At 61.9% G+C, this 19,931-nt stretch carries 23 protein-coding genes; 18 read left to right on the forward strand and 5 right to left on the reverse strand.

Annotated features, from left to right (window positions below; all coding sequences use genetic code 11):
- Positions 1-14: 14 nt before the first annotated feature.
- Genes CAG02_RS23590 through CAG02_RS23615 form a run of 6 tightly spaced genes read left to right on the forward strand, consistent with a single transcriptional unit; the run spans position 15 to position 4,601 of the window.
- Positions 15-848, forward strand: coding sequence for an alpha/beta fold hydrolase (locus CAG02_RS23590; RefSeq protein WP_085711334.1), 834 nt, complete (start codon positions 15-17; stop codon positions 846-848).
- Positions 845-2,326 carry an aldehyde dehydrogenase gene (locus CAG02_RS23595; protein WP_085603065.1) on the forward strand — a complete coding sequence of 494 codons (1,482 nt, stop codon included), beginning with the start codon at positions 845-847 and terminating at the stop codon, positions 2,324-2,326. Before CAG02_RS23590 ends, CAG02_RS23595 begins: the two co-directional genes overlap by 4 nt.
- 12 nt (positions 2,327-2,338) lie before the next feature.
- A complete protein-coding gene (locus CAG02_RS23600; protein ID WP_085711335.1) occupies positions 2,339-2,824 on the forward strand; it encodes a flavin reductase family protein in 486 nt (161 codons plus the stop codon).
- Positions 2,825-2,835: 11 nt separating this feature from the next.
- On the forward strand, positions 2,836-3,225 hold the full coding sequence (locus CAG02_RS23605; RefSeq protein WP_007957404.1) for a carboxymuconolactone decarboxylase family protein: 390 nt from the start codon (positions 2,836-2,838) through the stop codon (positions 3,223-3,225).
- 58 nt (positions 3,226-3,283) lie between these two features.
- Positions 3,284-4,036, forward strand: coding sequence for a GntR family transcriptional regulator (locus CAG02_RS23610; protein WP_074688591.1), 753 nt, complete (start codon positions 3,284-3,286; stop codon positions 4,034-4,036).
- Between the two features lies 1 nt (position 4,037).
- Positions 4,038-4,601: an NUDIX hydrolase gene (locus CAG02_RS23615; RefSeq protein WP_085711336.1), complete on the forward strand. Its 564-nt coding sequence runs from the start codon at positions 4,038-4,040 to the stop codon at positions 4,599-4,601.
- Positions 4,602-4,658: 57 nt separating this feature from the next.
- On the opposite strand, the gene CAG02_RS23620 is transcribed toward CAG02_RS23615, so the two are convergent.
- Positions 4,659-5,141, reverse strand: a complete 483-nt coding sequence (locus CAG02_RS23620; RefSeq protein ID WP_256576910.1) for a hypothetical protein — start codon at positions 5,139-5,141, stop codon at positions 4,659-4,661.
- 139 nt (positions 5,142-5,280) lie between these two features.
- Positions 5,281-5,574, reverse strand: coding sequence for a DUF1330 domain-containing protein (locus tag CAG02_RS23625; protein ID WP_085711337.1), 294 nt, complete (start codon positions 5,572-5,574; stop codon positions 5,281-5,283).
- A gap of 65 nt (positions 5,575-5,639) precedes the next feature.
- Between CAG02_RS23625 and ribBA the strand changes: the two genes are divergently transcribed.
- The 5 genes from ribBA (at position 5,640) to CAG02_RS23650 (ending at position 10,872) form a co-directional block, all read left to right on the forward strand.
- Complete coding sequence (gene ribBA / locus CAG02_RS23630; RefSeq protein ID WP_085711338.1) at positions 5,640-6,749, forward strand: bifunctional 3,4-dihydroxy-2-butanone-4-phosphate synthase/GTP cyclohydrolase II; 1,110 nt, start codon at positions 5,640-5,642, stop codon at positions 6,747-6,749.
- Positions 6,750-6,915: 166 nt separating this feature from the next.
- A complete protein-coding gene (locus CAG02_RS23635; protein WP_085711339.1) occupies positions 6,916-7,941 on the forward strand; it encodes an ABC transporter substrate-binding protein in 1,026 nt (341 codons plus the stop codon).
- Positions 7,938-8,885, forward strand: a complete 948-nt coding sequence (locus tag CAG02_RS23640) for an ABC transporter permease (RefSeq protein WP_085711340.1) — start codon at positions 7,938-7,940, stop codon at positions 8,883-8,885. Before CAG02_RS23635 ends, CAG02_RS23640 begins: the two co-directional genes overlap by 4 nt.
- Before the next feature lie 6 nt (positions 8,886-8,891).
- Positions 8,892-9,701, forward strand: a complete 810-nt coding sequence (locus CAG02_RS23645; protein WP_085711341.1) for an ABC transporter permease — start codon at positions 8,892-8,894, stop codon at positions 9,699-9,701.
- A 16-nt stretch (positions 9,702-9,717) separates the two neighbouring features.
- Positions 9,718-10,872 (forward strand): ABC transporter ATP-binding protein, encoded by a 1,155-nt coding sequence (locus CAG02_RS23650; protein ID WP_085711342.1) that lies wholly within the window; start codon positions 9,718-9,720, stop codon positions 10,870-10,872.
- A 62-nt stretch (positions 10,873-10,934) separates the two neighbouring features.
- Here CAG02_RS23650 and map read toward each other — a convergent pair whose 3' ends face one another.
- Both map and CAG02_RS23660 read right to left on the reverse strand, forming a co-directional pair.
- On the reverse strand, positions 10,935-11,726 hold the full coding sequence (gene map, locus CAG02_RS23655) for a type I methionyl aminopeptidase (RefSeq protein ID WP_085711343.1): 792 nt from the start codon (positions 11,724-11,726) through the stop codon (positions 10,935-10,937).
- Positions 11,723-11,983, reverse strand: coding sequence for a ParD-like family protein (locus tag CAG02_RS23660; protein ID WP_085711344.1), 261 nt, complete (start codon positions 11,981-11,983; stop codon positions 11,723-11,725). Before CAG02_RS23660 ends, map begins: the two co-directional genes overlap by 4 nt.
- A 296-nt stretch (positions 11,984-12,279) precedes the next feature.
- On the opposite strand from CAG02_RS23660, the gene CAG02_RS23665 reads away from it, so the two are divergent.
- The 7 genes from CAG02_RS23665 to yecR all read left to right on the forward strand — a co-directional run bounded on the left by CAG02_RS23665 (position 12,280) and on the right by yecR (position 18,225).
- Positions 12,280-13,215 carry a Ppx/GppA family phosphatase gene (locus tag CAG02_RS23665; protein WP_085711345.1) on the forward strand — a complete coding sequence of 312 codons (936 nt, stop codon included), beginning with the start codon at positions 12,280-12,282 and terminating at the stop codon, positions 13,213-13,215.
- A gap of 259 nt (positions 13,216-13,474) precedes the next feature.
- The gene (locus tag CAG02_RS23670) at positions 13,475-14,851 is read left to right on the forward strand and encodes a pyridoxal-phosphate dependent enzyme (protein ID WP_085711346.1); all 1,377 of its coding nucleotides are present in this window, start codon (positions 13,475-13,477) and stop codon (positions 14,849-14,851) included.
- Positions 14,848-16,026 carry a cystathionine gamma-synthase gene (locus tag CAG02_RS23675; protein WP_085711347.1) on the forward strand — a complete coding sequence of 393 codons (1,179 nt, stop codon included), beginning with the start codon at positions 14,848-14,850 and terminating at the stop codon, positions 16,024-16,026. Before CAG02_RS23670 ends, CAG02_RS23675 begins: the two co-directional genes overlap by 4 nt.
- A 734-nt stretch (positions 16,027-16,760) precedes the next feature.
- Positions 16,761-16,961, forward strand: a complete 201-nt coding sequence (locus CAG02_RS29850; RefSeq protein WP_170931639.1) for a hypothetical protein — start codon at positions 16,761-16,763, stop codon at positions 16,959-16,961.
- The gene (locus tag CAG02_RS29855) at positions 16,962-17,339 is read left to right on the forward strand and encodes a hypothetical protein (protein WP_170931640.1); all 378 of its coding nucleotides are present in this window, start codon (positions 16,962-16,964) and stop codon (positions 17,337-17,339) included. It abuts the gene before it with no gap.
- Between the two features lie 218 nt (positions 17,340-17,557).
- Positions 17,558-17,872 (forward strand): hypothetical protein, encoded by a 315-nt coding sequence (locus tag CAG02_RS23685; protein ID WP_085711348.1) that lies wholly within the window; start codon positions 17,558-17,560, stop codon positions 17,870-17,872.
- Between the two features lie 44 nt (positions 17,873-17,916).
- On the forward strand, positions 17,917-18,225 hold the full coding sequence (gene yecR, locus CAG02_RS23690) for a YecR family lipoprotein (RefSeq protein WP_007950440.1): 309 nt from the start codon (positions 17,917-17,919) through the stop codon (positions 18,223-18,225).
- Here the strand turns inward: yecR and CAG02_RS23695 are convergent.
- Positions 18,197-19,834, reverse strand: coding sequence for a hybrid sensor histidine kinase/response regulator (locus tag CAG02_RS23695; RefSeq protein ID WP_085711349.1), 1,638 nt, complete (start codon positions 19,832-19,834; stop codon positions 18,197-18,199). The two genes, yecR and CAG02_RS23695, sit on opposite strands and share 29 nt — an antisense overlap.
- Positions 19,835-19,931 lie beyond the last annotated feature (97 nt).

A 19,931-nucleotide genomic window follows, 5' to 3' on the forward strand; every position in this document is an offset into this window, starting at 1 on the left:
TGCAGGAGCGCTCCATGATTCGGCTCACCGCTGAACTCACCCCGGCCGGCACCAGTTATCTGGCGACCGGCCAAGGCCACCCCGTGGTGTTGATCCACGGCGTGGGCCTGAACAAAGAAATGTGGGGCGGCCAGATCGTTGGCCTGGCCACGCAATACCGGGTGATCGCCTACGACATGCTCGGCCATGGCGCCAGCCCGCGTCCGGCCAGCGGCACCGCCCTGCTCGGTTATGCCGATCAGTTGCTGGAGCTGCTCGACCACCTGCAATTGCCGCTGGCATCGGTGATCGGCTTTTCCATGGGCGGTCTGGTGGCGCGGGCCTTTGCCCTGCATTACCCGGAGCGCCTGAAAAGCCTGGTGGTGCTCAACAGTGTGTTCAACCGTAGCGAAGAGCAGCGCGCCGGGGTCATTGCCCGCACCGCCCAAGCCGCCGAGCACGGGCCAGACGCGAATGCCGAAGCGGCGCTATCTCGCTGGTTCAGCCGTGAATATCAGGCAGCCAACCCGGCGCAAATCGCCGCGATTCGCCAGACCCTGGCCGGCAATGACCCGCAGGGTTACCTGACCACCTACGAATTGTTCGCCACACAAGACATGTACCGCGCCGACGACCTGGGCAGCATCCAGGCGCCGACGCTGATCGCCACCGGCGAGCTGGACCCCGGATCGACCCCGGAAATGGCCGAGCAACTGGCCGCGCGCATTCCCGGCGCGAAGGTTGCCGTGCTGCCCGAGCAACGGCATATGATGCCGGTAGAGTCGCCTCGGCTGGTGAACCAGACGCTGCTGGAATTTCTCGAAACCGCACACGCCCGACAAAACCATATAAAGGGGATCGTTGCATGACACTCGCACGCTTCCAGATGTGCATCGGCGGAGAATGGGTCGACGCCCTCTCCGGCAAGACTTTCGAAAGCCTCAACCCGGCGCTGGCCGAGCCTTGGGCCGAATTGCCCGACGCGGATGAAGCCGATGTCGAACGCGCCGTGCAAGCCGCACAGACCGCCTTCGACAGCCCGGCATGGCGCGGCCTGACCGCCACCGCGCGCGGCAAACTGCTGCGTCGTCTCGGTGACCTGATCGCCGAAAACAAGGAACAACTGGCGCAGCTGGAAAGCCGCGACAACGGCAAACTGATCCGCGAAACCCGGGGTCAGGTCGGTTATCTGCCGGAGTTTTTCCACTACACCGCCGGCCTTGCCGACAAGCTCGAAGGCGGCACCCTGCCCCTGGATAAACCTGATCTGTTTGCCTACACCGTGCACGAGGCCATGGGTGTGGTCGCCGCGATCATTCCATGGAACAGCCCGCTTTATCTGACCGCGATCAAACTGGCCCCAGCGCTGGCAGCGGGCAACACCATCGTGATCAAGCCGTCCGAACACGCCTCGGCGACCATTCTGGAGCTGGCGCGCCTGGCCCTCGAAGCCGGGATTCCGCCGGGCGTGGTCAACGTCGTTACCGGTTACGGGCCGAGCACCGGTGCTGCCCTCACCCGCCATCCGCTGATCCGCAAGATCGCCTTCACCGGCGGCGCGGCCACGGCCCGGCATGTAGTGCGCAGCAGCGCCGAGAACTTCGCCAAGCTGTCGCTGGAACTGGGCGGCAAGTCGCCGAACATCATCTTCGCCGACGCTGATCTCGACAGCGCGATCAACGGCGCCATCGCCGGGATTTACGCGGCGTCCGGCCAGAGCTGCGTATCCGGTTCGCGACTGCTGGTGCAGGACGAAATCTATGACGAATTCGTCAGCCGACTGGTGGAGCGCGCCCAACGCATCCGCATCGGCAACCCGCAGGACGACAGCAGCGAAATGGGCCCGATGGCCACCGCGCAGCAACTGGCGGTGGTCGAAGGTCTGGTGGCCGATGCCATCGCCGAAGGCGCGCGTCTGCGTCTGGGCGGCAAACGCCCGAGCGGCGTGGGTGACGGCTGGTTCTATGAACCGACGCTGTTCGAGTGCGACCGCAACTCGATGAAGATCATGCAGGAAGAAGTCTTTGGTCCGGTGGCCTCGGTCATCCGCTTCAAAGATGAAGCAGAAGCGCTGGCGATTGCCAACGACTCGCAGTTCGGCCTCGCCGCCGGCATCTGGACCCGCGATCTGGGCCGCGCCCACCGTCTGGCCCGGGACGTGCGCTCGGGGATCATCTGGGTCAACACCTACCGCGCGGTGTCGGCGATGGCACCGATCGGCGGCTTCAAGAACAGTGGCTATGGACGCGAAAGCGGCATCGATTCGGTGCTGGCCTACACCGAACTGAAAACGGTGTGGATCAACCTCTCTCAGGCACCGATGCCTGATCCGTTTGTGATGCGCTAGGAGTCCTGCGACATGATCGAACCCGGCATTTACAAAGACGTCATGAGCTCGTTTCCGTCCGGGGTCACGGTGGTCACCACCCTCGACCCGGACGGCGGCATCGTCGGCATCACCGCCAGCGCCTTCAGTGCACTGTCGATTGATCCGGCGCTGGTGCTGTTCTGCCCCAACTACGCCTCCGACACCTACCCGGTGTTGCGCGACAGCAAGCGTTTCGCGATCCATTTGCTGTCCGCCGACCAGACCGCCGAGGCCTACGCCTTTGCCGGCAAAGGCAAGGACAAGGCCAACGGCATCGACTGGCACTTGAGCGAACTGGGTAACCCGATCCTCGCCAAGGCCACGGCGATCATCGAGTGCGAACTGTGGCGCGAATACGACGGTGGCGATCACGCGATCATTGTCGGCGCGGTGAAGAACCTGATCCTGCCGGCGCAACCGGTGACGCCGATGATCTATCACAAGGGCAAGCTCGGCGCCTTGCCGACACTGGGCTGAGCGGAGGACACATGAGCAACGAAAAGTATGAGCAAGGCCTGAAGATCCGCACTCAGGTACTGGGCGAAGCCTACGTGCAGCGCTCGATCGAGAACGCCGACGACTTCACCCGCCCGCTGCAGGAAATGGTCACCGAATACTGCTGGGGCCATGTCTGGGGACGCGAGGGTCTGTCGCTCAAGGAGCGCAGCATGATCAACCTGGCGATGATCTCGGCGCTGAACCGCCCGCACGAACTCAAGTTGCATGTGCGCGGCGCCTTGCGTAACGGCCTGAGTCGTGAGCAAATACGCGAAATTCTGCTTCAGGTCGGTATTTATTGCGGCGTCCCGGCAGCCGTGGACAGTTTCCGGCTCGCCCGTGAAGCCTTCGCCGAAGCCGACGCCGAGGCCTCCAGTTAACCCCTCGGCTGTTTGAATGCCCGTCTGGCATGGACAGCCAACTTAAAGAGCGGACCCCATGAAACGCCTGCCACTCGACGACAGCTTCAAGGTCAATCGCAACCCCGTCACCCTGCGCGAAATCGTGCTGGATAAACTGCGAAGCGCCATCATGAACTTCCAGCTGCTGCCGGGCGATCGCCTGGTGGAGCGCGATCTGTGCGATCGCCTGGGCGTGAGCCGTACGTCGGTGCGTGAAGCCTTGCGTCACCTGGAATCCGAAGGTCTGGTGGAATTCGCCGACGCCAAGGGCCCGCGCGTGGCGATCATCACCCTCGCCGATGCGGTCGACATCTATGAACTGCGCTGCGTGCTCGAAGGCCTGATCGTCCAGCTGTTCACCCTGCGCGCCAAGGCCAAGGATATCAAGGCCCTGGAAAAAGCCCTCGACGAGAACCGCAAGGCACTCAAGGACGGCGAACTGCAGCAGGTGATCGACTCGGTGCAGGGTTTCTACGACGTGCTGCTGGAAGGCTCGGGCAACCATGTCGCGGCCACTCAACTGCGCCAGTTGCAGGCGCGTATCAGCTACCTGCGGGCGACGTCGGTGTCCCAGGAAAACCGTCGCGGCGCGAGCAACCAGGAAATGGAAAAAATGGTCGAGGCGATCAAGAGCGGCGACGCACTCGCAGCGCATCAGGCCTGCGTCGATCACGTTCGCGCTGCAGCTGCCGTGGCCCTCGATTACCTCAAGCGCAAACAGGAAGAGACCGGCGCCACACCGGCGATCACCCTGCCCATCGCGCTGAAAGAACCGCGCATAGGTCACTGACATGTTCAGCCCGAGCTTTTGCCCGAAATGCGGTGGCGCCGACCTCGGTCAGCAAGTGCCGCCGGGCGATACGCACGAGCGCCTGATGTGCCGCGGCTGCGGCTACATCCACTATGTGAACCCGAAGATCATCGCCGGCTGCATCATCGAGCAGGACGGCAAATACCTCTTGTGCCAACGGGCGATCCCACCTCGCCCCGGCACCTGGACCCTGCCCGCCGGTTTCATGGAAAGCGGCGAAACCACCGAACAGGCCGCCCTGCGCGAAGTCTGGGAGGAAAGCGGCGTACGCGCGGAAATCGTCTCGCCCTATTCGATTTTCAGCGTGCCAAAGATCAGCGAGGTCTACATCATCTTCCGCGCCCTGGCGCTGGAAATCACCGGCCAGTACGGCCCGGAAACCCAGGACTGCAAATTCTTCGCCCCGGAAGACATCCCGTGGGAGCAGATCTACTACCCGGCAATCCGGCAGATCCTCGAACGCTACATCGAGGAACGCCAGGCCGGGGTGTATGGCATGTACATGGGCAATGACGACAGCGGCAAGATTCATTTCATGCGTTGATTAAACGTCACTTGCCAGAGATGCAGAGCCGGGCCTGGGGCCTCGACAGTTGCTCACTCAATCCGGCATCGCACGAATGATATCCGCCAGATCATCTTTGGTGATTTCATTGGCTTTGAGAGCAGCGGAGATGTCTTTCTTGGAGAGTGGGAAACGCTTGAAAATGTCTTTCAAGGTATCGGCATCAATATTGGCCAGCCAAAGAGGATCGATAAAGGAACCGCCATATTCAGGCTTCATCGGGACTTCTTCGTGGGCAATGGCACCTTTGTGATTCAGATACACCACATAACGATCGTGCCCTTCTGGAAAGCTTTTATCGTGATATAGCGTTGTCCCCATCGGCAGGACATAGTAATTGTCATCGCCACCTTGCCCTTCGATCAGCAGGGGTTCTTTGGTTTTAATCATCTCCAGATCGCGTCCCTTCGCACTGTTCCCGAAAATCAGAAAAGCCAGAAAGGCTGCATTTACAAATAGCGCAACCACCAGCCAGAGGCCCACTCGCCCACCTGCAAACATTCCTTTTGTCATGCGCATCAATATTCCCTTAGAGCACACCGTGCAAAATCGCAGGCATTAAATTCCGTCCGGCGGACGATCTCCTGATCCAGAAAAAATATCAAAAGATCGCGGTCGCGTTCGATTCTGTAGTTCCTGCGGGTTTGCAGGCAAGACGTTACGGCGCCATCCCTTCCACAATAATGATCTCCGCCCGCGCCCATTCCTCGCGATAGCTTTTCGCTTCCTGATACGCCGCCGAGCGGTAGCACGCCACCGCCTGTTCGTAGCTGTCGAATTCAATCACCACGCTGCGCTGCGGCGTCGCCCTGCCTTCCATCGCTTCGCTGCGCCCGCCTCTGGCCAAGAACTTCGCGCCGAACTCGGCGAACGCTTTCGGCGCGCGCTGGGTGTATTGGCTGTAGTGATCGGGATCGGTGATGTCCACGTGAGCAATCCAGTACGCCTTCATAGTGACCTCTTGGTTGAATTTGTATTATGGTATACCACAAATTTCATCCACATCGAGAGTCCAGCATGGCCTTCAACAGCATTGAAGAAATCATCGAAGATTATCGCCTCGGCAAAATGGTGTTGCTGGTCGATGACGAGGACCGGGAAAACGAAGGCGACCTGCTGCTGGCCGCCGACCGTTGCACGCCCGAGGCAATCAGTTTCATGGCCCGTGAGGCTCGGGGGCTGATTTGCCTGACGTTGACTGACGATCATTGCCAGCGCCTGGGGCTGGAGCAGATGGTGCCGAGCAATGGCAGCGTGTTCAGCACGGCGTTCACGGTTTCCATAGAAGCGGCAGTCGGTGTGACTACGGGCATTTCCGCTGCCGACCGCGCTTGCACGGTGGCCGCTGCGGTGGCGCCGAACGCACGCGCAGAAGACCTGGTGCAGCCCGGCCATATCTTCCCGCTGCGCGCCAAGGAAGGTGGCGTGCTGACCCGCGCCGGTCACACCGAGGCCGGTTGCGATCTGGCGCGGCTCGCCGGGTTCACGCCCGCCTCGGTGATCGTCGAGGTGATGAACGACGACGGCACCATGGCCCGCCGCCCGGATCTGGAAGTCTTTGCGCGCAAGCACGGGATCAAGATCGGCACCATCGCTGACCTGATCCACTATCGCCTGAGCACCGAACACACCATCGAGCGCATCGGCGAGCGGGAATTGCCGACAGTGCATGGCACCTTCCGTTTGATCACCTTCGAAGATCGCATCGAGGGTGGCGTGCACATGGCGATGGTCATGGGCGAATTGCGCCGTGAGGAACCGACGCTGGTGCGCGTGCATGTGATCGATCCGCTGCGCGATCTGGTCGGCGCCGAGTACAGCGGGCCGACGAACTGGACATTGTGGGCGGCGCTGCAACGGGTCGCCGCCGAAGGACATGGCGTGGTCGTGGTGTTGGCCAATCATGAGTCTTCCCAGGCGTTGCTGGAGCGGGTGCCGCAACTGACCCAGCCGCCTCGGCAGTTCAGTCGTTCGCAATCGCGGATCTATTCGGAGGTCGGCACCGGGGCGCAGATTCTGCAGAACCTGGGCGTCGGCAAGCTGCGCCACCTGGGGCCGCCGCTGAAATATGCCGGTTTGACCGGCTACGATCTTGAGGTGGTCGAGAGCATTCCGTTCACCGAATAACCCCGTTTGCCAGATAGCCGGTAAGGCAAAGTGCTTGCACAATGTTTGGAATACCATAATATGATACTCCATAGACCGGACGACCTGAAAAACCGTCCAGCTACTGCTCCCGACAGGCGGGCAACAACGCAAGCCCGCTCAAAAACACAACAATGAGGGCGTAAAAATGGTGTTGAACAAAGCTGCAACCGCGATCTTTCTTGCGGGACTGCTGAGCGTGACCGGTCAGGCCGCGATGGCCGCCGAGAGTGTGAACTTTGTCAGCTGGGGCGGTAGCACCCAGGATGCGCAGAAACAGGCCTGGGCCGATCCGTTCAGCAAGGCCAGCGGCATCACCGTCGTGCAGGACGGCCCGACCGACTACGGCAAACTCAAGGCCATGGTCGAAAGCGGCAACGTGCAATGGGACGTGGTCGACGTCGAAGCCGACTTCGCCCTGCGCGCCGCCTCCGAAGGCTTGCTCGAACCCCTCGATTTCAAACAGATCCAGCGCGACAAGATCGACCCGCGTTTCGTCAGCGACTACGGCGTCGGTTCGTTCTTCTTCTCCTTCGTCCTCGGCTACAACGAGGGCAAACTCGGCGCCAGCAAGCCGCAGGACTGGAGCGCGCTGTTCGACACCAAGACCTTTCCTGGCAAACGCGCCCTCTATAAATGGCCGAGCCCCGGCGTGCTGGAACTGGCTCTGCTCGCCGACGGCGTGCCGGCCGACAAGCTCTACCCGCTGGACCTGGATCGCGCCTTCAAGAAACTCGACACCATCAAAAAAGACATCGTCTGGTGGGGCGGCGGCGCGCAGTCGCAGCAACTGCTGGCTTCCGGTGAAGCGAGCATGGGCCAGTTCTGGAACGGCCGGATTCATGCCCTGCAAGAAGACGGCGCACCGGTCGGCGTAAGCTGGAAACAGAACCTAGTCATGGCCGACATTCTGGTGGTGCCGAAGGGTTCGAAAAACAAGGACGCGGCGATGAAGTTCCTGGCCAGCGCCAGCAGTGCCAAGGGCCAGGCCGACTTCTCCAACCTGACCGCCTACGCCCCGGTCAACGTCGACAGTGTGCAGCGTCTGGACTCGACGCTGGCCCCGAACCTGCCGACTGCCTACGCTAAGGATCAGATCACTCTTGATTTCGCGTACTGGGCCAAGAACGGCCAGGCCATCGCGACACGGTGGAACGAATGGCTGGTCAAATGAAAATGGCGGCCACCGCGTCCCGTCCCTCCACTGCCACCGGGAGCGCCGCCAGCGCTGCCGGGTCGGCCGCCGGAAAAAAGGCCAGTGCCATGGCGCCAGCCCCGTCCCTCAAGCAACGCTGGCGCGGCGCTGGCAACCTCGCGCCGGCGCTGTTGTTCCTCGGCCTGTTCTTTCTCGCGCCGTTGATTGGCCTGCTGTTGCGCGGCGTGCTGGAACCGGTGCCGGGCCTTGGCAACTATGAGCAACTGTTCGCCAACTCGGCTTACGCCCGGGTGCTGTTCAACACCTTCTCGGTGGCAGGACTGGTGACGGTGTTCAGCCTGTTGCTGGGCTTCCCGCTGGCCTGGGCAATCACTCTGGTGCCACGGGGCTGGGGTCGCTGGATTCTCAACATCGTGCTGTTGTCGATGTGGACCAGCCTCCTCGCCCGCACTTATTCGTGGCTGGTGTTGTTGCAGGCTTCGGGCGTCATCAATAAAGCCTTGATGGCCATGGGCATCATCGATCAGCCGCTGGAAATGGTGCACAACCTGACCGGCGTGGTGGTCGGCATGAGCTACATCATGATCCCGTTCATCGTGCTGCCGTTGCAGGCGACCATGCAGGCCATCGACCCGATGATCCTGCAGGCCGGTTCGATCTGCGGCGCCAGTCCATGGACCAACTTCTTCCGGGTGTTCCTGCCGCTGTGCCGGCCGGGTCTGGCGTCCGGCGGGTTGATGGTGTTCGTGATGTCGCTCGGTTACTACGTCACCCCGGCGCTGTTGGGCGGGGCGCAGAACATGATGCTGCCGGAGTTCATCATTCAGCAGGTGCAATCGTTCCTCAACTGGGGCCTGGCCAGCGCCGGCGCCGCGTTGCTGATCGTCATCACCCTGGTGCTGTTCTACTTCTACCTGAAGCTTCAGCCGGAATCCCCGGTTGGCGCCAGTAACGCGAGGTAAGCCGACATGCTCCTGACTCCCAATGCCATGAGCCGCCGGATGCGCTTCGGCCTGTACGCCACCACCGGGCTGATCGCGCTGTTTCTGCTGCTGCCGATCGTGTTCATCGTGCTGCTGTCGTTCGGCTCGTCCCAATGGCTGGTGTTCCCGCCACCGGGCTGGACGCTGAAATGGTACGGACAGTTCTTCTCCAACGCCGACTGGATGAACGCAGCGGCGGCCAGCCTCAAGGTCGCGGTACTGACCACGATCTGCGCCGTGGCCCTCGGTTTGCCGACTGCCTTTGCGCTGGTGCGCGGGCGCTTTCCCGGCCGGGAAATGCTCTACGGCCTGTTCACCCTGCCGATGATCGTGCCGCTGGTGATCATCGCCGTGGCGGTGTACGCGCTGTTCCTCAAGCTCGGCTACACCGGGACAATGTTCGCGTTCGTCGTCAGCCATGTGATCGTCGCGCTGCCGTTCACCATCATCTCGATCATCAACTCGCTGAAGCTGTTCGATCAGTCGATTGAAGACGCGGCGGTGATCTGCGGGGCGTCACGCCTGCAAGCGGTGTTCAAGGTGACCTTTCCGGCGATTCGCCCGGGGATGGTCGCCGGCGCCCTCTTCGCCTTCCTGGTTTCGTGGGACGAAGTGGTGCTCAGCGTGATGATGGCCAGCCCGACCCTGCAAACCCTTCCCGTGAAAATGTGGACCACCCTGCGCCAGGACCTGACGCCCGTGATCGCCGTCGCTTCGACGCTGCTGATCGGCCTGTCGGTGTTGGTCATGGTGATCGCCGCCGCTCTGCGCCGGCGCAACGAAATCAGCGCCTGAGCGCCAGGAGTACGACATGAGTGCCGTGATCAAAGACGCATCCCAGCAGAACGACAAACCCCTGGTCAGCCTGCGCAACCTGAACAAGCACTACGGCGATTTCGCCGCCGTGGACAACATCTCGCTGGACATCAAGGACGGCGAATTCCTGACCTTCCTCGGCTCCAGCGGCTCGGGCAAAAGCACCACGCTGTCGATGCTCGCCGGCTTCGAAACCCCGAGCAGCGGCGAGATCCTGGTCAACGGCCAGTCGCTGGTCAACGTGCCGCCGCACAAGCGCGACATCGGCATGGTGTTCCAGCGTTACTCGCTGTTCCCGCATCTGTCGGTGCGCGACAACATCGCGTTCCCGCTGGCGATCCGCAAACTCGCGGCGGCCGAGCGTGACAAACGTGTCGATGCGATGCTGAAACTGGTGCAACTCGAACAATTCGCCCACCGCCGCCCTTCGCAACTGTCCGGCGGCCAGCAGCAACGGGTCGCCATCGCTCGCGCTCTGGTCTACGAGCCACGCATTCTGCTGATGGACGAGCCCCTGGGTGCGCTGGACAAGAAACTTCGCGAAGACTTGCAGGACGAGTTGCGCCAGCTGCACCGCCGCCTCGGCATCACCATCGTCTACGTGACCCACGATCAGGAAGAAGCCATGCGCCTGTCCCAGCGCATCGCGATTTTCAGTCACGGCAAGATTGTCGGGCTCGGCAGCGGTTATGACCTGTACCAGAATCCGCCGAATGCATTTGTGGCGTCGTTCCTCGGCAACTCGAACTTCCTCAAGCTCAAGGCACAGGGCAACGGCGCGGCGAGTTTTGAAGGGCAGTCGCTGTCGATTCGCCTGACTGCCGGATTGCAGGCCGGGCAGGATGTTTTGCTGATGGTGCGCCCGGAAAAGGCTTTGGCGTTGAGTGTGCAGCAAGCGGCCAGCGAGCCGCTGGCGGCCGGTTGGAACGAGGTTTCGGCGAAAGTGGTCGAGGTGCTGTTTCTGGGCGAGAGCCAGACTTGCAGTGTGGTCACTTCGGGCGGGACTTCGATGACGGTGAAGGCGTTGTCGGCGGCGGGGATGCCGTTGAGGGCTGGCGATCCGGTGCAAGTGCGTTGGGCGACGGCGGATGCTTGCGTCTATACCGAGTGGGCCGAAAGCGATCTGAACAAAGCCGCGGGTGCTCACTGACCTGCGGACGTTTCGCGTGTTACTTGCGGCCACCGCAACGTCGGGTTGCGGTGGCCTTTTTTTCAAGCGATAGCCGTAAAACCTTCGATCTGATCAGGCCAAACCGTCAACACCTCAAACCCGTCCTCCGTCACCGCCACCATGTGTTCCCACTGCGCCGACAGCGAGCCATCCTTGGTCAGCACGGTCCAGCCATCCGGCATGTTCTTCACATGGCGCTTGCCGGCGTTGAGCATCGGTTCGATGGTGAAGATCATCCCCGCCTTCAGCTTCAGACCCTGATTCGGATAACCGTAATGCAGCACTTGCGGCTCATCGTGATAGACCTTGCCGATCCCGTGTCCGCAGTACTCGCGCACTACGCTGAAACCTTCCCTTTCCGCCAGGCTCTGGATTGCATGGCCGATGTCACCCAAGGTGGCGCCCGGACGCACCACGCGGATGCCGGCGCACATGGCCTCGTAGGTGGTCTTGATCAGATGCTGCGCCTCGGGCGAGGCCTGGCCGACCACGTACATGCGGCTGGTGTCGCCGAACCAGCCGTCCTTGATCACGGCGATGTCGAGGTTGAGGATGTCGCCATCCTTCAACGGCGTGCCCGATGGAATGCCGTGACAGACCACATCGTTGACCGACGCGCAGACGGTTTTCGGGAAGCCGTGATAACCGACGTTCGCCGGAATCGCCTTCTGCACATTGACGATGTAATCGTTGCACAACTGGTCGAGTTGATCGGTGGTGACGCCAGCCTTGACGTACGCCACCAGCATCGCCAGCACCTCGGCGGCCAATTGCGCAGCCACACGGGACTGGGCGATCTCGGCCCGGGTGTTGATCTTGATCGGGTTTCTCATGCCTTGGCTGCCTCTTGAACCGGGATGTTCTGCGCGGCGTCGGCCAGAGCACAGATTTGTTGCAGATCCAGACCACCCGCTTGCTCCGCGCGAATCAGCAAGCGGCAGATGGCGTGGTGATCGAGGTCGGGATACAGCTCGGCGAGCATGCCGATGCGCATCCAGTGCTCGGCCTGCGCGTTGATTGAGCGGCTCAGTGCGTTACTGGAGATGCGCAGATTCTCGTGCATGTCCTCTGAAATCTTTACGATGCCCATGGCAAGATCCGATATGGAATATATATGGAACGTATATTAATCGGGCATTCCTTCGAATTGCAAATTTCGCTGACGAGTCAAATCGCAGGCAAAAAAAAGCTGCCAAAGTTGGCAGCCAAAATCATGAAAAGCACGCGATGTATTGAGGGCAAGTATGGGCACCCGATAATGACAGTGTCATGACAGCGCCAAATTCATTGAACCGCCCTCCCCGCGTCATCAGGTTGTCATCGAAGCCATAGCAGAATCCTCGCAAACCGCCCGGGCCTGGGGCGGTGGATTTTGCAAGGACTCCCATGAAAGAAGACGCCTCGCTGTTTGCTGCCATCGATCTCGGTTCGAATGCGTTTCGCATGATGATCGGCCAGTCGGTCCGCAGCAGAAAGGGCTTCATGATTCAGGAAGTGAAAACCTTGCGTGAACCGGTGCGGCTGGCGGAAGGATTCGATGGCCGGGCGCTCGACGAAATGGCACTGGATCGCGGTTGGCAGGCCCTGGCGCGGTTCGGCAAAAAGCTGCGCGGTTTCGAGCCGGGTCGTGTGCGCGCGGTAGCCACCAGCGCCGTGCGCGAGGCCGACAATGCCCAGTTGTTTCTCGGCAGTGCGGAGCGGCATCTGGGCTTTCGCATCGATGTGATTTCCGGGCACGAAGAAGCGCGTCTGGTCTACGCCGGTGTGGCCCACACCTTGCCGGTCGCCGATGACATGCGTCTGGTGGTCGATATTGGCGGCGGCTCCACCGAACTGATCCTCGGCCAGGGTTCGCAACCGTTGCTGACCGAAAGCATCGCCATCGGCAGCGGCACCTTGAGCGCACGCTACTTTCGCAATGGCGAGATTTCCCCCGGCGCCCTTCAAGAGGCCGAACGGGTGGCGATCCTGCAATTCGAAAAGGTCGCCCGCCGCTATCGCGCCCAGGGCTGGCAGCAGACTATCGGTTCCTCGGGCACGGCGCGGATGCTGGCCAAAGTACTCAAGGCCAATCGCCTGAACGACTACGGTCAGGGCGGCATCACTTACGGCGGCCTGCTGCGGCTGTCGCTTCGCCTGCTGGAAGTCAGCAATGTGCGGCATTTGAAACTCGCCGGCCTGCAATCCCATCGTCAGAGCATTCTGCCCGGCGGACTGGTGGTCATGCTCGCCGCCTTCAAGGTGTTCGGCATTGCGCAAATGGAGCCGTCTGAACCCGGTTTGCGGCTGGGTGTTCTGCACGGCCTGATGAGCAACCACTGATCGGTTTTCGCTGCCGGATATTCATCGTCAGATCAAGCCGTTCATGACGCTGAAGACGCCCTTTGAATACTCGATGACGCCTCTGTGTAAACCTCGGTAAATCGCTTCCTTCCCTTCTCTGATTTCGTTCTATGGTTAGATCGAAATGGCTGAATTGCACGCTGACTAATGGTTGCGACAGTTGATGTCTGCGCCTATGTTGCACGCGAGCTTTTCCCCCGCGAATGGAACGCGATCAACACCACAAAGAGGTGAAGAAATGTCAAAGGAATCACGCCCTGCCGTACTTGGGCTGATCGGCAATACTCCGCTGGTACAAGTCACCCGCTTCGATACCGGTCTGTGCACCCTGTTTCTCAAGCTCGAATCCCAGAACCCCGGCGGCTCGATCAAGGATCGTATCGGCCTGGCGATGATTGACGCCGCCGAGCGCGACGGTCGCCTGCAACCCGGCGGCACCATCGTTGAAGCGACTGCCGGCAACACCGGCCTGGGCCTGGCGCTGGTGGGACGCGCCAAGGGCTACCGCGTCGTGCTGGTTGTGCCGGACAAGATGTCCACGGAAAAAGTCCTGCACCTCAAGGCCATGGGCGCCGAAGTGCACATCACCCGCTCCGATGTCGGCAAGGGTCACCCCGAGTACTATCAGGACGTCGCCGCCCGTCTGGCGAAAGACATTCCCGGCGCCTTCTTCGCCGACCAGTTCAACAACCCTGCCAACCCGCTGGCCCACGAATGCAGCACCGCGCCGGAAATCTGGGCGCAGACCGAGCATGATCTGGATGCCATCGTGGTCGGCGTCGGTTCCGCCGGTACGCTGACCGGCCTGACCCGTTTCTTCAAGCGCGTACAACCGGACCTCGAGATGGTCCTGGCCGACCCGGTCGGTTCGGTCATGGCTGAATACAGCCGCAGCAAGCACCTCGGCACTGCCGGTTCGTGGGCGGTGGAAGGCATCGGCGAAGACTTCATTCCGTCGATCACCGACCTGTCGAGCGTACGCAGCGCCTACTCGATCAGCGACGAAGAAAGCTTCGATCACGCCCGCCAGTTGCTGCGTTCGGAAGGCATTCTCGGTGGTTCGTCCACCGGCACCCTGCTCGCCGCCGCGCTGCGTTACTGCCGTGAGCAGACCGTGCCAAAACGCGTGGTCAGCTTCGTCTGCGACACCGGCACCCGCTATCTGTCGAAGGTCTACAACGACCAGTGGATGACCGATCAGGGCCTGTTGCAGCGCAAACGCTACGGCGATCTGCGCGACCTGATTGCCCGCCGCTTCGAAGACGGCAAAGTGGTCAGCGTCGGCCCGGACGACACCCTGATGACCGCGTTCCAGCGCATGCGCCTGGCGGATGTTTCGCAACTGCCGGTACTGGTGGAAGGCAAACAACTGGTCGGCGTGATCGATGAATCGGACATCCTGGTGCGCGTACACGAAGATGCCACGCTCTTCAGCAAACCCGTCGCCAGCGCGATGACGGACAAACTGCAAACCCTCGCCCCCGCCGCGACCCTGGCTGAACTGGAAGCCGTGCTCAGCAGCGGCCTGGTGGCGATCATTGCCGACGCCTCGGGCTTCCACGGCCTGATCACCCGCGTCGACATGCTCAACCAACTACGGAGATCCCTTGCATGAGTCAGCACGACAAGAACGCCCGCCCGCAGGGTTTCGCCACCCGCGTGATCCACGCCGGGCAGACGCCGGACCCGACCACCGGCGCGCTGATGCCGCCGATCTACGCCAACTCCACCTATCTGCAAGACAGCCCCGGCGTGCACAAGGGGTTCGACTACGGACGCTCGCACAACCCGACGCGTTTTGCGCTGGAGCGTTGCGTGGCGGATCTGGAGGGCGGCACCCAGGCCTTCGCCTTCGCTTCCGGGCTGGCGACGATTTCCACGGTGCTCGAACTGATCGACGCCGGCTCGCACATCGTGTCCGGCAATGATCTGTACGGCGGGACTTTCCGTCTGTTCGACAAGGTGCGCCAGCGCAGCGCCGGTCACCGCTTCAGCTACGTCGATCTGGCCGACCTGTCGGCGTTCGAGGCTTCGCTGCAGGACGACACGCGCATGGTCATGGTGGAAACCCCGACCAACCCGCTGCTGAGCCTGTCCGACCTCGCCGCCATCGCGCGCATCTGCAAGGCCCGCGGGATCATCTGCGTGGCCGACAACACTTTCGCCAGCCCATGGATCCAGCGTCCGCTGGAACTGGGATTCGACATCGTGCTGCACTCGACCACCAAGTACCTGAACGGTCACTCCGACGTGATCGGCGGGATCGCGGTCGTCGGTGACAATCCAGCGCTGGCCGAGCGTCTGGGCTTCCTGCAGAACGCCGTCGGTGCAATCTCCGGCCCGTTCGACGCGTTCCTCACCCTGCGCGGTGTGAAAACCCTGGCGCTGCGTATGGAGCGTCATTGCAGCAACGCGCTGGAGCTGGCGCGCTGGCTGGAGCAACAGCCGCAGGTCAAACGCGTCTACTACCCGGGCCTGGAATCCCATCCGCAGCATGAACTGGCCAAGCGTCAGATGCGCGGTTTCGGCGGGATGATTTCCCTGGATCTGAACAGTGATCTGGCAGGCGCCCGGCGCTTCCTGGAAAACGTGCAGATCTTCGCCCTGGCCGAAAGCCTCGGCGGCGTGGAAAGCCTGATCGAGCACCCGGCGATCATGACCCACGCCACCATCCCGGCCGAAACCCGCGCCAAGCTCGGCATCGGTGACAGCCTGGTGCGCCTGTCGGTGGGCGTCGAGGATATCGAGGACCTGCGTGCGGATCTGGCGCAGGCCCTGGCCAGCATCTAACCCGCAGAAACGTCAAAGCCCGCACGAAGCGGGCTTTGGTGTTCGAGTAGGCGGCCAGTGCTGGTCTCTGGCTTACGAGGTTTCTCAGGACTCCCACAGTACAGGCAATGTGCTCTGCTGCTTCACACGGCATAAGGGCTGGAACCCAGCGCGGGGTTCTTTCTAACCGTGTACCCTTCGGAACGCGCCCAACGCTTCCTCGCTATCCGCTTGCGCATCAGTCTGCGTCTTCGCCTACATTCTTGAGCCTAGCAAACACGTTGCTTTGCGCTACGCGGCTTTTAGATTGATTTTCTTCTAGCGCTTGCCTGCAAGGAAGTTAACCGACTATCGCCTTCGCGCTCCCCGGACCTGCCACCCGATCGGGGCGAACTATACTTTTTCAGTTCGCTGTTCAGGTTTCATGCAAAACGTCGACACCCGTGCGCCTCGCGGCGCGCCCGTGCCAATCGCCAATCTGGTTAACCCCGGGGCCAACGAGCCACACCGTCAACCGACGGGGAATGCTCGGATGCTGGGTGGCTGATGGGTCGTGGAGAAAATCATGAAACACAAGCTTTGGTCAGGCATGGTCCTGGCGGTCGCTGCAACGGTGGTTGTGATGCCCGAAGTCTGGGCGGCGCAGGCGCAGGCTGCGGCGTCTGACGGGGCCGATCATGTGGGTGCGGGGTCGGTTGCCTCGGATGGTTCGGATCACGTTGGCGCCAAGGCCGTCGCCTCCGACGGTGCCGATCATGTGGGCGCTGGCGCAGTCGCTTCCGATGGTGCTGATCACGTGGGTGCTGGAGGGGTTGCCTCTGATGGCGCCGATCACGTGGGCGCTGGCGCAGTCGCATCCGATGGTGCTGATCACGTGGGCGCTGGAGCAGTCGCTTCAGATGGGGCCGATCACGTGGGCGCTGGCGCAGTCGCTTCCGATGGGGCCGATCATGTAGGTGCTGGTGCAGTCGCATCCGATGGCGCCGATCACGTGGGCGCCGGGGCAGTCGCTTCCGATGGCGCCGATCACGTTGGCGCTGGCGCAGTCGCTTCCGATGGCGCCGATCACGTTGGCGCTGGCGCAGTCGCCTCCGATGGCGCCGATCATGTGGGCGCTGGTGCCGTCGCTTCCGATGGGGCCGATCACGTGGGTGCTGGAGCAGTCGCTTCCGATGGCGCAGATCATGTGGGCGCTGGCGCAGTCGCTTCCGATGGTGCCGATCACGTGGGCGCTGGCGCAGTCGCATCCGATGGCGCAGACAAGGTGGACGCCAGAAGGCTCGCCTACTCTCGCCGTGGTGTGGGCTCCGATCAGGTCGCGTCCGCCCTCATGACCGGCAGCTATTCAGACCAGTTCAACAGTCCTCAGTAATGCTGTTCGGCGCGACCGGCGGCCTGCCGGTTGCGCCGCACTAGCACATTTGTGCTAATCGACCACCCCGTTCCCTGGCGTTATATTCCCTCGCAACCCCCGCCACTCCCCAACATTGCCGCTGCGCAGTGCGCGGGATCGTTGTGCCTGGAAAAACAACAACACCAAGGAAGCAACACCATGAACCTGTACCTCAACGTCGCCAGAATCACGGTGCTCGGTGCCCTGCTTATCGGCGCCACCGGTTGCCAGACCGCCAAGCCCACCGAAGACAGCATGCGCGAACGGGCCCAGACCGTCATCGGCAAGCCCGTCTCCAAAATCGGCAACATCCGCAACGACAGCACCCTGACCTACTACACCGCCTACACCGCCGCCGGCGAATACAACTGCGAACTGCCCAGTGGCGCAATCATCGCGGTCGCCAGCATGGGCATCATGACGCCTCCGCTGTCCTGCCTGCCCAAAGGCGCGTCGCCGATTCCGGTCCAGTAAACCGTTACACCGCCTTCTCATCCGGTAAAGGATTCCGTTCGATCATGAAAACACTCATCGCCACCCTCAGCCTCGCCGCCGTCGTTCTTACCGGCTGCGCCACACCGAAACAATGGGAAGCCACCGGCGGCAGCAAAACCGATGGCGTCGTCCAGGTCTCCTATGAACTGGGCCAGTTCGAAAGCGGGCAAACCTCTGCCGCCCAGGGATTGGCCACGGCTGAAGGACGCTGCAAGGTCTGGGGCTACAAGAGCGCCGAAGTGTCCGGCTCGGAGAAAAACATTTGCCGCACCATGGGCCAGTACAACTGCCTGCAAACCACCATTACGCAGGACTATCTGTGTAAGCGCTGACCGCTTCGGTCTGCCGGTCGCGCAGCGCACGCAAGGTCGCGCGCAGCTCGGCCGGGCGTACCGGTTTGGACAGAATGGCGATCTGGCGGTCATGTAGGGCCGCCTGGATTTTTTCGATGTCATGCCCGGTGATGATCATCGCCGGCACCGCCCAGCCCCGCTGCCGGCGCACCTCGTCGATGCACTCGATACCGGTACTGTGAGAGCCGAGGTCATAGTCGGCGACGATGATGTCGCAATCGGTGACCAGCCCCTGCCCCGTCAGTTCGGCCTGCACGACACAGCCCCAGCGCTCGAGCAACGCCGATGTCGCCAGCAGAACGTTATGGTCATCCTCCACCAGACACACCTTCAACCCCGTCAGCAATCCGACCTGACGAGCCTCCTCCCGGTTGACCGGCAACTGCGGCGCCGCCCGTGACAAGCCCTGCAGCGTCACAGCCGTGCCGTGCCCCAGCCGCGAGCGAATCAGCACATCGACACCGATCATCTGCCCCAGCCGCTTGACGATCGACAGGCCCAGCCCCACGCCTTCAACGTCCTTGTCACGCAATTGACGGACCCGATAAAACTCCTCGAAAACCCTGGACAGATGCTCCTCGGCAATGCCGCTGCCACGGTCATACACCACGATGGCCAAACCCGCGCCCTTTCTGCGCACGCCCACCAGCACCGGCCGCTGCGCGCCATATTTGAAGCAGTTGGACAGCACGTTCTGCACCATGGTCGCCAGCAAGGCCGGATCCGTGCGCACCCAATGCTCGCAACGGTGCAGACGTAATTCCACACCCGCCCAACGTGCAGCCTCGGCATTCTGGCGAATCAGTTCCGTCAGCCACTGCCCCAGTTCCAGCGTTTGCATCCGGGGTTGAACCCGGCCGTTATCGAGGGTGTACAGATCGAGGATCGAGCGGAAAAGCTGCGACACGTTGAGCAGCGAACGGTCGATGTTGTCCACCAGCCGCCGCTCATCCTCGCCCAGTCTCGACTCGCGAAGACATGCGGTAAACAGGCCGATGGAGTGGATCGGCTGGCGCAGGTCATGACTGGCCTGGGCCAGGAACCGCGATTTCTCCAGATTCGCCGCAACCGCCTCTTCGGAAGCCTTGCGCGTACGCTCCAGCAGCAAGTGCGCATACACCGGAATCACCGTGCTGGTGATCATCAGCATCAGCACCATGAAAGGTTGCGCCTGCCAGTACGGCGTCAACCGATAGACCGCCAGCAGCGCCAGTAAAGCCAATACCGTGGCAATCGCCAGATAGCGCGAGCCATAGCGCATGCCGTTACCGAGGTTGACCCAGACCATGACGGCATAAATGGGCAGCGCCGCCTCGCCACCGACCACCAGCCCGAAACTGGTGCCGGTGTAATCATGGACCATGCCGAAAATCCGCCGCGCCGGATAATGCCCCGGCCAACGCACGATGGCCTGACGCAGCCCGACGGAGGCCAGCAGAAACAGGGCAATGTAAGTGACCACCGGCAGATAGGTATCGAAGCGCTGGCCCGGCAGGAAACCGAGTACCGCCATGTAAACCAGCGCGATACTGGCGATGATGATGCGCAGATTGGCCTGGTCGAGCTCGGTGTTTTTCTCGAACTTCATTGGGGAACGTCCTTGTGCGGCAATCGTCAGAATCAGCACGAACCGACAGGCAACGCCTTCGCCCGGTGCTAAGGTGCATGCCGTGAGAAATGTCGAC

The sequence above is a fragment of the Pseudomonas sp. R43(2017) genome (genome assembly GCF_002112345.1).
In the GTDB taxonomy this organism is placed as follows: Bacteria; Pseudomonadota; Gammaproteobacteria; order Pseudomonadales; family Pseudomonadaceae; genus Aquipseudomonas; species Aquipseudomonas kribbensis.